General features: G+C 43.7%; 10 protein-coding genes and 1 riboswitch. Of the genes, 4 read left to right on the top strand and 6 right to left on the bottom strand.

Features of this window, described 5'->3' with window-relative positions:
- Positions 1 to 122: 122 nt before the first annotated feature.
- From NI466_RS11290 to NI466_RS11270, 5 genes are all read right to left on the bottom strand, one after another.
- Positions 123 to 1,568, bottom strand: coding sequence for a protein adenylyltransferase SelO (locus NI466_RS11290; RefSeq protein ID WP_253173605.1), 1,446 nt, complete (start codon positions 1,566 to 1,568; stop codon positions 123 to 125).
- A 132-nt stretch (positions 1,569 to 1,700) separates the two neighbouring features.
- A complete protein-coding gene (locus NI466_RS11285; protein ID WP_004647507.1) occupies positions 1,701 to 2,867 on the bottom strand; it encodes an acyl-CoA desaturase in 1,167 nt (388 codons plus the stop codon).
- A 440-nt stretch (positions 2,868 to 3,307) separates the two neighbouring features.
- Entirely contained in the window at positions 3,308 to 4,021 is a 714-nt protein-coding gene (locus NI466_RS11280) for a glycerophosphodiester phosphodiesterase (protein WP_253173603.1), read from the bottom strand.
- A 142-nt stretch (positions 4,022 to 4,163) separates the two neighbouring features.
- Positions 4,164 to 4,748, bottom strand: coding sequence for a cob(I)yrinic acid a,c-diamide adenosyltransferase (locus NI466_RS11275; RefSeq protein ID WP_253173602.1), 585 nt, complete (start codon positions 4,746 to 4,748; stop codon positions 4,164 to 4,166).
- A gap of 95 nt (positions 4,749 to 4,843) precedes the next feature.
- Positions 4,844 to 6,667 (bottom strand): TonB-dependent receptor plug domain-containing protein, encoded by a 1,824-nt coding sequence (locus NI466_RS11270; protein ID WP_253173600.1) that lies wholly within the window; start codon positions 6,665 to 6,667, stop codon positions 4,844 to 4,846.
- Between the two features lie 38 nt (positions 6,668 to 6,705).
- Positions 6,706 to 6,916: riboswitch (cobalamin riboswitch) on the bottom strand.
- A 145-nt stretch (positions 6,917 to 7,061) separates the two neighbouring features.
- On the opposite strand from NI466_RS11270, the gene NI466_RS11265 reads away from it, so the two are divergent.
- Both NI466_RS11265 and trpB read left to right on the top strand, forming a co-directional pair.
- The gene (locus NI466_RS11265; protein WP_005103301.1) at positions 7,062 to 7,706 is read left to right on the top strand and encodes a phosphoribosylanthranilate isomerase; all 645 of its coding nucleotides are present in this window, start codon (positions 7,062 to 7,064) and stop codon (positions 7,704 to 7,706) included.
- The gene (trpB, locus tag NI466_RS11260) at positions 7,687 to 8,931 is read left to right on the top strand and encodes a tryptophan synthase subunit beta (RefSeq protein ID WP_005261881.1); all 1,245 of its coding nucleotides are present in this window, start codon (positions 7,687 to 7,689) and stop codon (positions 8,929 to 8,931) included. The genes NI466_RS11265 and trpB overlap by 20 nt, the downstream gene beginning before the upstream one ends.
- Before the next feature lie 138 nt (positions 8,932 to 9,069).
- On the opposite strand, the gene NI466_RS11255 is transcribed toward trpB, so the two are convergent.
- On the bottom strand, positions 9,070 to 10,710 hold the full coding sequence (locus NI466_RS11255; protein WP_005107828.1) for an acyl-CoA synthetase: 1,641 nt from the start codon (positions 10,708 to 10,710) through the stop codon (positions 9,070 to 9,072).
- Positions 10,711 to 10,943: 233 nt separating this feature from the next.
- On the opposite strand from NI466_RS11255, the gene NI466_RS11250 reads away from it, so the two are divergent.
- Positions 10,944 to 12,230 (top strand): D-arabinono-1,4-lactone oxidase, encoded by a 1,287-nt coding sequence (locus NI466_RS11250; protein WP_253173598.1) that lies wholly within the window; start codon positions 10,944 to 10,946, stop codon positions 12,228 to 12,230.
- A 9-nt stretch (positions 12,231 to 12,239) separates the two neighbouring features.
- Positions 12,240 to 13,409, top strand: a complete 1,170-nt coding sequence (locus NI466_RS11245) for an alanine racemase (protein WP_253173597.1) — start codon at positions 12,240 to 12,242, stop codon at positions 13,407 to 13,409.
- Position 13,410 lies beyond the last annotated feature (1 nt).

Genomic DNA, 13,410 nt, shown 5'->3' with positions numbered 1-13,410 from the left:
ATAATCGCCCCAGAAAGACACTGGGATGGTATACGCCCAGTGATGTTATGGCTGGTTTTTATACTGTTGCACTTGCCGCTTGAATCCGCCTAATAAAAACGGAGCGATATGCTTCGTTTTTATTAAGAAGAACAACTCACCATGACTTCAGGCACGTCACTCGGCAATGGCGCTAAATCTTCAGGCTGTTCCAGATCTGACTGTTTCAGATAAGGTTGACTGAGTAATTTAAACAGGCGGTCGACTTCAGAAAAATCATCCCGCTCTGCCAGTTCAATGGCTTTCTGTGCCATGTGATTACGCAGAATATAATGTGGATTGATCAAGTGCATGGCGGCGTGTAACTCTTCAATATCCTGTTGTTCTCGAATGCTTTCATATTGCGTCAAAAATGCTTCAAACTGACGACGGTCTAAGCAATCATCTTTAATGGCTTCATAGTCTTTATTTTGCAGACGGATAAAACTCTGGGTGTAGTCCAGTTGCTCACTTTGCAAAATTCGCAGAAATGCCATCGCACAATCAAAACTGTCTTTATGGAAACTTGGCAAGCCCATTTTCTGATTTAAACCATATTTATAATGCTCTAAGAATGTTGGCTCATAGTGCTCCAGACATGCTGCCAAATCCTGTTTCCATTGTTCTTTGTCATAATCTGTAGGGCAGAGCGGCACCAGATTATTTAACCATTGCCACAAATTCCAATGCCCAATACTTGGCTGCTGCTGATAGGTATAACGCCCTTGATAATCCGAGTGGTTATTGATCCAGTTCGGACGGAAGCGCTCCATAAAGCCATAAGGACCAAAGTCCAAAGTTGAACCGGTAATATTCAGGTTGTCAGTATTTATCACGCCATGTGCAAAACCAACCAGTTGCCATTTGGCAATCATCACCGCAGTGCGCTGAATAACTTTTGTGGCAAAGCTCAGAATCGGCTGTTCGGCTTGCAGGCATTCTGGATAATGCCATTCGATACATTTCTGGGTAAATTCAGCTAGTAGATCTGGCTGATACTGATTGATCCATTCAAAATGGCCGAAACGGATATGACAGTCTGAAGTACGCAACATCATCGCGCCCGGCTCTAGCTTCTCACGCTGAATACCTTGGATTGATGAAGTAAAACCAACTGCATTACTGGATGCTACACCTAAAGCATTTAAGGCATGACCTGCCAGATACTCACGAATGACTGAACGCAGTACTGCACGACCATCGCCCATGCGTGAATAAGGGGTTGCACCAGCACCTTTTAAATGCAGGTCAATGGTCTGATTATTTTTATCCAGAATTTGCGCAATCAACAACCCGCGACCATCTCCCAACTGTCCTGCCCATTGCCCAAACTGATGACCTGCATAGACCATAGCCAAAGGTTCAAACTCAACGAAGACTTTCTGACCGCTACAAATCTCGACCCATTGCGCCTTGTCTTCATCCGACCATTGTAGTTGTTCTGCCAAAGCGGCATTGAAGTGCCCGGCTTTTGCACCTTTTAACGGCAGCGGAACTTGATGATGATAGAGGCGAGCAGGTAGTGTTTGATAGCGAGAGTTAAAATACATGGCGTCAGTACAGGATTGGAATAAATTTACTATAACAAAGATAGCTGTATAAAACTGTTGTATAAGCGAGAGTTCACGTTATCTTTCGGACATAAAAAAAGCCCCAATCGGGGCTTTAGTGTTCAACAGCTTTTATTGAGAAACTGCAGATTTTTTCAAATTACGAACCAGTAGATTCAAGGTTTGACGATGATGAGAAAGACGCTGTTCAACCAGCTGGAATTCAACTTTCAGCTTGTCATCCATCTGATGGATTTTTTCAGCCATCGATGCTTTCTTGACCTGAATTTCCTGTTCTTTCAGCTTCGCCCAGTCATTTAAAGTTTGGGTAAATGCATCATATTCCTGTGCGATCTTGGTTTTTACCGCCGAGATATCTTCAGAAACATCATGGCCATACACCGCAAGATCCTGTTCGGCATATTTAAACTTCATTGCCAATTCCGCTTTTTTGATATTAAAGCTAGGAATGCGGCGCAAGTTTTTAGCTAAACCAAGTTTAGAACAAGTCCAGATCAACCATTTAGTTGGATCGTATTGCCACCATTTTACGCCGTTACGGTAATCGTATTGGAAAATGTGGTGATAGTTATGATAACCCTCACCCCAAGTTGCAACCGCGAGTACGAAGTTGTCACGTGCAGTATTTTCATCGGTATAAGGACGATTTCCCCACATGTGGCACAATGAGTTAATGAAGAAGGTCACATGATGGCTCAGGATTAAACGCATTAGTCCACCCAACAGTAATACGCCCCAGACATCACCTACAGCCCAGCCGATGGGCAGTAAAATCGCAGCATGCACGGCAATCACTAAAGGAACGTAGTATTTGTCCTGAAACATCACCACTTTGTCTTTTAACAGATCTGGCGCATTTTTATAGTTGGCAGCACCAGATGGATAATCACGTAACATCCAGCCAATATGTGCATACCAGAAGCCTTTATTGATCGAGTACGGGTCTTGATCAACATCATCGACATGACGGTGATGGGTACGGTGACCAGATGCCCAGAATAAAATACTATTCTGTACAGCAAATGTACCCATAATCATCAAGATGATTTTTAATGGTAAAGTGGCTTCATAAGCACGATGTGCCCACAGGCGATGGTATCCTGCTGTAATGCCGAGGCTGCTTACGCCCAGTAAAACAAACATACTGATCCAAGCGGCAGCGCTAAAATCATGGTGATACGCATACAACGGAATCGCAATCAGGGCTACGATCGGTAAAAATACCAATGCAAACACAGCAATCCAGTTGATGGGGGCTTTGGGTAAGGGAGCATTCATCTCCAACAGCACTCCTAGAACCTCGGAAGGTATAACAAAAAGCAGAAACTACTGTTGGTTTTAACAGCAGCCTATCTTGTCCATATTAGCATGTGCCCTAAGGCATCACTAGCATTATTGTACGGTTGTATTGTACTTGTCGGTAACAGAATAAGTAGGGCAGAAGTGACCATTTTGCGAGCGTAGACGGGTTCTGATTTCCGACTAAGTGACTGAGGATTATCACTCTTTCAGAAAATGGAAACGGAATGAATCAGATGAAAATCGTTGTTCATAATTTCTACAATATTATCAGGAAATTTGCAGAATATAGAGGTTGGGCAACTTAATTTCACTTTCAAATAAAATCTGATTAAGGAAGATTCATACTTTTATTATTGCATTATTAAAATTAACGCGATCAAGAAATACCTAGATCAATCAAGGCTAAGAGAGATTACTTAGAGTTGTTGTAGCATCAGTTTTGGATAATCGGTAATCAGCCCCTGAATGCCCCAGTCTCGCAGCTGTCTGGCACGGGTGACATCATTGACTGTCCAGACACTGATATTTAACTCGGCAGCCTGCGTAGCCTGAATCAGGTCTTTACTGGCCAGTTCATCCATCCAGCCAATATGACAGCATCCTAATTCCAGCGCCTGATCAATGGCTTGATGTTTGATATCGGTCTCAATCAATAAACCGCGTTTTAAACGTGAGTTTTGCTGTTTGAAGGCATCCAGAATTTTGGCATCAAAGCTGGTAATAATGGCTGCCTGCTCATAACCTTGTAGTTGTTGTTCGACCTCAAACGCTATTTTTTCAGCTGCTGCTTCAGATGCTACGCTTTTAATTTCGACTTCAATATGCTCGAAATTTCGAATGACATTTAAGGTTTGATCGAGCAGTGGGGTCGCTTCGATTTTATTCCATTCTGACCATTTGACTGCATGGTTATATTGGCACAGATCCTGACGGTTACATTCATATAGATGCTTTTGCAAACCAGTCGTGCGCACGAAATCATCGTCATGCATGATGATTAAGGCGTTGTCTTTGAGCTGACGGACATCAAACTCAACGGCGCGAATGCCGATTTCCTGAATATACTGAAAACCGCCCAAGGTGTTTTCAGGGGCTTCGCCACGTGCACCACGATGACCAATTATGCGCATAAGATGCTCATGAGTGGGAAAGTTAAGTTCATTTTGCGAGGGCTACGTGACAGAAGGATGACACTTTCTATTTTCGTCAGACGCTCTGTAAAATCAAGAGACATCTGACGTGTATTTTTAGATGCTAACTTGAAACATAATTTTACTTTTCGATGCTGTCATTGATATTTTTTTGCCACAGCACTTCGGAACCGCCCTCAGCACGTTGCAGGGTGCGCGATGCTACAAACAACCAGTCTGATAAACGATTGAGTAGTTGCAATGATGTTGCCTGAATATTTTGGTCACGGTGGTGGACTGACATAACGCTGCGTTCTGCGCGACGGCAAACAGCGCGGGCCTGATGGGCAAAGCTGCACACCAACGTTCCAGCAGGCAGAATAAAATCTTTTAACATCGGCAAAGCTTCATTCATGCGGTCGATATCATTTTCCAGAAACTCAATCGATACAGGTTGTACCAGATTAAAACCTGGAATACACACTTCACCGCCTAAATCGAATAACCAGTGCTGGATCAGGCTTAAAGATTTATCCCAAGCGGCTTGATCTTCAATGTTGCTTGCTGAAATTTGTGCGCGTAATACGCCAATCACGGCATTCAGTTCATCGACATCGCCGAGTGCTGTGATACGCAAATCATCTTTGGCAACACGTGAGCCATCACCGAGTCCTGTGGTACCTGAATCGCCTGTGCGGGTGTAGATTTTGCTTAAACGGTGGCCCATATGTGTTCCTTGAATAATTAAATGCTGTAAATAAAAAGAATCATGCCATAGGCATGACATGATTCTCAAAAGTATTTGCTTGGATTGGGGGAAGCTTAATATTTAAAAGTCACACCGGCAGAAGCGAGACGACCTTCATCAACATAATAATTATTCCAGTTGTATTCGATCTTATGACGAACATCACCGACATTTTCTATGTTGGTAAATACTTTGACATGTGGATTGATATTCCAGTAAGCATTTAAATCGACGGTCGCATAGCCCGGATTATGGTCTGAATCACTCCAACTTTTTGACTTGGAACGGGCAATAAGAGAAGCACTCATCCCATAAATTTCATTTTCCAAACCTGTGGTCAGAGTGAGGGTTTGACGTGGTCGTTTAGCTAACTCAATATCCGCTTTGCTATCTTTAGCTTGTACATACGCAAAAGCAGTATCGATGAACCAATCGTCTTGTTTCCAATTCCATGCCAGCTCGCCACCACGAAGCGTTGCTTCGTTGATGTTATTTAACTTTCCATCAACTTTTTGGATCATGTTATCCACTTCGTTTTGATACACGGAAAATGAAATAGATGAGTTTTGAGTGAGGGCCTGGTCTAAGCCAATTTCATAAGACAGACTTTCTTCGGCTTTTAAATTTGGATTTGCAGATTCACCACTGTACAGCTCGTTTAAGTTTGGTGAACGAAAAGCTGAACCAATATTCGTATAGACGCTGAGTTGAGGTGATATTGCATAACGTGCAGCAGCTTGCCCTACAGTATGAGAGCCATATTTTTCGTTGTCTTCAACACGGATGCCGAGTTGAGTATTGAGTTTATCTGATTGATATTGATGCTGTGTGTAATATCCTTGAGAGGAAACATCACCTTTGTAGGCAACTCCATAAGACAGAACATCGCCATCAAGGTTACTATGCGTTGTACCTAGTAAAATATGATGCTGATCATTTAAATTGAGTTTGGCATACAATTCTGTTTCTTGAGTAGTGCTATATGAATAATCGACCTGACCTAGATAATTCGTAGCATTTTGATCTAATTGATCGTCAAACTGGGATAAGCGAGCATTGAGTTCTAATTGTGAACCTAGGTTAATTCGCCCTCTCAGGTTAACCATTTCATTTTCAAAATCTTGTGAAGTGAGGCTACCTGCATTGTAATCACTTGTGCCTTTATTTTGGCTGTAATCGAGAGATAAACCATATTGGTCTTTGTTGACTCCAAATTTTGTGCTCAAACCTTTTTGGTCAAAGGAATAATTTTCATCTTCATCATCTAGAACAGATTTTCCATCAGTTTCCAGGCGTTGACCACGGATTTGGGCATAAAAACCATCTTCAGCTAAATCGGCACCCACGAGTGATTTGTAAGTTTTATTCTCGCCAATTTCACCTGTAATAAACGCACTTGATTGCTCAGGTGTTTTAGAAATCATATGAATGACGCCGCCAATGGCATCTGTACCATATAAAACTGATGCTGGACCTTTCAGAATTTCAATTTGCTTGATATCTGTAGTATCAATAAAAGGGAGAGAAGCTGAACTGCTTAAAGCTGTATTCAATCGCATGCCATCACGTAGAACGAGTGTATGTGAAGAGCTTGTGCCTCGCATAAAAATAGAGGATTGTTGTCCATAACCACCTAGTTGAGCGACGTTTAAAGCAGCCTCTTTTTTCAATAAATTGGGTAATGAAGCAATAGGAGATTGCTCAAGAGTCGTAGGTTCAATCACTGAAATTCGCGCAGGCACATTTTCAATGTTTTCTGCAGAGCGAGTTGCCGTGACCACAATGGTATCTAAAGATGCTTTCGCAACTTTTTGCTCGTTAGCAAAAACAGATGAGGTGGTACCCAACGCAAGTGCGATCGCACCTACCAAGGCAGTAGGTTGACAATGAAGTGACATGTTAAAGCTCCCTACATTCACTTCCCCGTGAATGATTGAGTTATAGAACACAACAAGCAGGTTTCCGGACTTAAATGTGCAAAGCAGCGACTTTGCTGTATATCCACCTTCCCACATCAAGATGCAGTGGTGTAAACCGAAGAGTTTAAATTGATAGACGTTTCATTTTTTACCGTTGCGGGGGCAGTGCTGGATTTACACCAGCTTCCCTAAAGCCTGAAGGCTTGGACTTGCTGCAAAGTGAGCGCAGTATAAAGTTTGTATGCCTTATAAACAATCTGCATCGAGAATAATCCGGATGAACTTTTACGCAAGTCAGAAAAATTGCATTACAATGATTTGCCCCAATCTTACAGATTGTTCAATACATTGGTAGATCTAGAGCCAACATAATATGCGAACCCGTGCCAAAATTTGTGGAATCACCCGAGTTGAAGATGTACATGCCGTAGCCAATGCTGGCTGTGACGCGATAGGATTTGTATTTTATCCACCGAGTCCGCGGCATGTCACTTTAGAGCAGGCTGAAATCCTGATTCAGTCGGTTCCAGCTTATGTACAGGCGGTGGGTTTATTTGTGAATAGTCACGCAGATGAAATCCAGGCGATTTTAAATAAAATACCGCTGGATATTTTACAATTTCATGGCGATGAAACACCTGAACAGTGTCAGGCTATCGCCCAGCAGGTCGGACGCCGTTGGTATAAAGCCATTCAGGTAAAACCTGATCTGGATGCAGTCGCAGAAATTCAAGGTTATCAAGATGCAGGCGCAAGCGCAGTGCTATTAGATGCATGGCATCCTGATCTGAAAGGTGGCACAGGGCACAGCTTCGATTGGGACACATTTCCCAAACTCAATATTCCCTTGATCTTGGCAGGCGGTTTAAATCCTGACAATATTGAACAGGCAATTCTCACCACACAGGCGTATGCCGTCGATGTGAGTGGCGGTGTCGAGTCCGCAAAAGGTATTAAAGACCAACAACTCATAGAACGCTTTATGCAAGGAGTCCATCGTGGATCAGCAAAGTACTAGCCAGAACAGTCAGGCAGTTGACTATACCCAATTCCCGGATGAACGCGGGCATTTCGGTATTCATGGCGGACGTTTTGTGTCAGAAACACTTATGGCGGCTTTAGAAGACTTGGAAAAGCTCTATTTCCGTATGAAAGATGATGCGCAGTTTTTGGCAGAATTTGACCGTGACATGGCGTTTTACGTCGGTCGTCCGAGTCCTTTATATCATGCTGAACGATGGTCGAAAGAGTTGGGTGGCGCACAGATTTACCTGAAACGTGAAGACCTGAACCATACGGGTTCGCACAAAGTAAATAACACAATCGGTCAGGCCTTACTGGCGAAGCTTTCCGGCAAGAAACGTATTATTGCCGAAACAGGTGCAGGCCAGCATGGTGTAGCAACGGCAACAATTGCAGCACGTTTAGGTCTTGAATGTGTAGTATTCATGGGCGCAGACGATGTAAAACGTCAGGCGATGAACGTCTACCGTATGCGTTTATTAGGCGCGACGGTTGTGCCGGTAGAAAGTGGCTCCAAAACATTGAAAGATGCCATGAACGAAGCCATGCGTGACTGGGTGACCAATGTTGATTCAACCTATTATGTGATTGGTACCGTGGCAGGTCCACACCCATATCCGCAGCTGGTTCGTGATTTCCAGTCGATCATCGGTCGTGAAGCACGCCGTCAAATTTTGGAACAGGCTGGCCGTTTACCAGATGCCCTAGTGGCATGTGTCGGTGGTGGATCTAATGCAATGGGCTTGTTCTATCCATTCCTGAATGACCAAGACGTGAAAATGTATGGTGTTGAAGCAGCAGGTCATGGGATTGAATCAGGCAAGCACTCTGCGCCATTGAATGCTGGTCATGTCGGTGTCCTGCATGGTAACCGAACTTACCTGATGTCGGATGCGCAAGGCCAGATCATCGAAACCCATTCAATTTCTGCAGGTCTGGATTATCCGGGTGTGGGTCCGGAACATAGCTTCCTGAAAGATATGGCCCGTGTTAAATACGTACCGATCAATGATCAGGAAGCTTTACAAGGTTTCCGCGACTTGACCAAGATTGAAGGCATTATTCCGGCGTTAGAAAGCGCACATGCTATGGCTTATGTCACTAAACTTGCACCGACCATGGATAAAGATCAAATTATTATTGCGACGGTTTCAGGTCGTGGTGATAAGGACTTGATGACCGTTGCCCGTATTGATGGCGTGGAAATGGTAGAGATGTAAGCTCCTTAAAGTCCTCTCCTTATAGGAGAGGGTTGGATGAGGTTAAATCTCACAAAAGGATAAGTTAAAAAATCGTGCTAATAAAAATTAGCACGATTTTTTATTGAGTAGATTTTGAAAAAACATGCCTGTATGGAATTAAGAAAATTCACCTTGCGCGCGCTCTTTGGCCCATTCGCGTAAAACAAATTTCTGCAATTTACCGGTCGAGGTTTTTGGAATTTCGGTAATCACCACATCCTTAGGCACTTTAAAGCGGGCCAGATGTTCACGGCAAAATTCCATAATTTCTTCTTCAGTGGCCTTGGTGCCTTCTTTGAGCTCAATAAAGGCACAAGGAACTTCCTGCCAGCGTGGATCAGGCTTGGCGACTACCGCCGCAGTCAGCACTGCCGGATGCTGATACAGCACTTCTTCCACTTCAAGCGATGAAATATTTTCCCCGCCGGAAATAATCACGTCTTTGGAACGGTCGGTAATTTTGGCATAGCCATCCGGTTGGCATACCGCCAGATCTCCTGTATGGAACCAGCCACCAGCAAAGGCTTCAGCGGTCGCCTCAGGATTTTTCAGATAACCTTTCATCACGATATTGCCACGGAACATGATTTCACCCATGGTCTGACCATCATGTGGCACTTCCTGCATGGTATCCGGATCAAGCACTTTCATGCCATCTTGCAATGGATACGGGACGCCTTGACGGGAGTGCAACTGTGCCTGTTCCTGAATAGACAGATCGCTCCAGCCTGCCTGTGAAGCGCAGAGTGCAGAAGGGCCATAGGTTTCAGTCAAGCCGTAAACATGCGTTACGTTAATACCGATATTGCGCATGCCTTCAATAATTGCTGCTGGAGGTGCGGCACCCGCCACCATCACTTCGACACGATGATCAATTTTAGTCTTTTTCTCTTCAGGTGCGTTAATCAGCATTGACAAGACAATTGGTGCACCACAGAAGTAATCGACCTTATGTTCAGCGATCAGCTTAAAGATCAGTTCAGCATCGACTTTACGCAGGCAGACATTGGTTCCGCCGTTGGCCGCCATGGTCCAGGCAAAGCACCAGCCATTACAGTGGAAGAGCGGCAGTGTCCATAAATAGGTAGCACGTGGTGTCATGCCACAGGCAATAATATTACTGGCTGCGTTAATGTAGGCACCGCGATGATGATAGACCACGCCTTTCGGATTGCCGGTGGTCCCCGAAGTGTAACTTAAGCTAATGGCATCCCATTCATCTTGAGGTAGATGCCAGTCAAAGTTTGCATCGCCTTGCGCAATCCAGTCTTCATATTCGATTTGGCCAATACGCTTATCTTCACCTTCAAACTCTGCATCAGCCACATCAATCACATAAATGTCTTGTGATACCAGGGCAAGCGCTTCAGTGGCAAGTGCAGTAAATTCAGGATCAACCAATAATACTTTGCTTTCGGCATGCTCCAGCATAAAGGCAAGTGTCTTGGCATCCAGGCGGGTATTTAAGGTGTTGAGGACTGCGCCTGCCATCGGCACAGCAAAATGCGCTTCGATCATGGCAGGGACGTTAGGCAGTAGAACAGACACAGTATCATTTTTACCGATGCCTAATTTTTGAAGTTGGTTGGCAAACTGACGACAACGGTTGTATTTTTCACGCCAAGTGATCCGGCGCTTACCGTGAATAATCGCGTTCTGATTTGGATAGATATAAGCTGCACGATCAAGATAGCGTAAAGGCGATAAGGCTACAAAATTCGCGGGGGTACGCGGTAATTCATCATATGCGCTAACCATTGTAAAACTCCGTTCTATATTTATTTTCATATCCTGTTGAAAAGATATGTATTTCTCAGAAATCTTGCATTTATGCTTTAGTCGAGTACGATTTTACAAATTTTAAGTATTTGAATAGTAATAAAAATATTTCACCCTGCTTAAATGTTTTGAACGCATGGGTTCCCAAGTTTGATTTTTTAGGTATTTTACTCTAGTTGAATCATTAAAATAATATGAGCCAGAGAATAATAATGAAAATACAACAGGCGGATAAAATTTGGCGAAATTGGTCAGGGAGCCAGTTCAGTACTGCTCGGATTGTTCAGCCCATCCAGATCAGTGAATTACAAAGTTTAGTGAAGACCCATGCACACATTCGTGCAGTGGGTGCAGGACATTCCTTTAGCCCCTTGGCCAAGACAGATGAGGTGTTGCTTAATCTCGATCAGTTCAAAGGTGTGGTTGCCTTTGATCAAGAGAAAACACAGTGCACCGTGTACGCCGGTACGCGTTTATATGATTTGGGGAAAGATCTGACACCGATCAATCAGGCCTTAATCAATCAGGGCGATATAGACCAGCAAAGTCTGGCCGGAGCGATTTCGACTGGAACGCATGGCACGGGCATCGATTTACCTTGCATATCCGCTTTCGTGGAAGGCTTTGAATTGCTGACCGCAGATGGCGAGCTGTTGCAATGTCATCGTCAGCAGAATACCGAAATATTTCAGGCTGGACGGGTGGCATTGGGCAGCTTGGGTATATTGACCCAAATCACCCTGCAAAATCGTCCCAGATATAAACTAAAAGAACAGATTCGGCTCTGTTCATTAAAAGACATATTTACTCATATTGATCAATGGAAACATCAGCACCGGCATATTGAATTTTGGGCTTTTTTACATGCCGATCAAGTGATGCTGAAAACTCTGGATGAAACGGATGCAACCATTCAGCCGAGAACAGAGAGCTGGCCTCCGGAAGATATTTTATTGACTCTATGTTCGGAATTGACGCGACTCTTCCCAAAGACAAATCCCTATCTGCAAAAACTGCTCGGCGTATTTGTCAAACCGACTCGTTATGTAGACTGTTCATCCAGAATTTTTCCAACTCCGCGTAAGACCAGATTTAATGAAATGGAATATCAGGTTCCGGTTGAGTTTGGCTTGCAGTGTCTGGACGAGATTCTGCATGTTTTATGCAAACACCAAGTGCCGATGTTTTTCCCGATCGAGTTTTGTTATGTCAAAGGCGATGAGATCTGGCTGAGTCCTTTTTATCAGCGCGATTCAGTGTCTATTTCTATTCACCAGTTCTATAAACAGGATTACCGCACCATCTTTGATCTGATTGAACCGATTTTACAGAAATATCAGGGACGGCCACATTGGGGGAAATTGCATTCCATGAGCGCAGCTTCACTTCGGAATTTATACCCGAAATGGGACGATTTTATGACGCTGCGTCAGCAACTGGATCCCAAGCAAAAATGGCTAAATCCGTACTTAAAGCAGCTTTTTTTGCCTGAAAATTAGGAAATGGCGATGCAACCGAATTATTTTCAGCAATTAACCCAGGATTTAAAACAGCAGGGAACAGGCACGCCGCAACTGATTTTAGATGTAAAAACTTATCAATATAATTTGGACTATGTACAGTCAAAATTACCTACGCAGTTAAAACCACGCTTGGTGGTGAAATCCTTGGCCAATATGCAGTTGCTTAAACTGGCCAGTGAAAAACTAAATACCCAGCGCTTTATGGTCTTTCATCTGCCGCATCTGCTGGAGATTATAGGGACATTTCAGCAAGCCGATATCTTGTTGGGTAAACCGATGCCGATTCAGGCAGTCAAACATTTTTATCAAACTTTATCTGAGCAAAATAAAATCAATGATCAAGCAAGTATCCAATGGTTGATTGATGATGTGGAACGATTAAAACAATATCTGCAACTCGCGCAAAGCTTGAATATCTGCCTGAATGTCAATATTGAAATTGATGTAGGACTGCATCGTGGCGGCGTACAAACGCAGCAGCAATTTATAGCCTTAATGAAGCTGATTCAGCACAACGCGGCTTATCTCAAACTTTCGGGTCTAATGGGCTATGATGCACATTTCGCCAAACTGCCAAAAATTTTGAAAAGTCCCGACAAAAGTTATCAGCAATCACAGCAGATGTATCAACAATATAAAACTATTCTTCAGCAGCAATTCCCTGATTTATGGCATGAAGGTCTGTGTTTTAATGGCGGTGGCAGTCTGACCTTTATGCAGCATTGCCAGCACAGTGTCTGTAATGATCTGGCTTTTGGCTCGATGCTGCTCAAGCCAGGCGATTTTGATTTGGCGAATCTGGCTGAACTGCAATGTGCACTCTGGATTGCCGCACCCATTTTAAAAGTTTTGCCTTGTGGCCAGATTCCCGGTCTGGAGCTGATGAATCATCTTCCACATCAATATAAAGCCGTATTTATTTATGGGGGCTATTGGCGAGCGGATTATATCTACCCTGAAAAAAGCCGACCGCATGTGTTGTATGGCCGCAGTAGTAACCAGGAGATGCTACAGGTGCCTATACAGTGCGATATTCATGTCGATGATTATGTGTTTATAAGACCGACACAAAGTGAAGCTATCATCCCGCAATTCGCTCAGCTTTATGCTTATACAGAAGGAAAGTTTCTCCAGTGGCAGACGTTCCGGGAATAAC

The sequence above is a fragment of the Acinetobacter lwoffii genome (genome assembly GCF_024129595.1).
In the GTDB taxonomy this organism is placed as follows: domain Bacteria; phylum Pseudomonadota; class Gammaproteobacteria; order Pseudomonadales; family Moraxellaceae; genus Acinetobacter; species Acinetobacter lwoffii_O.
Note: the sequence above shows the minus strand (reverse complement) of the source record. Positions and strands in the feature narration are given on the sequence as shown.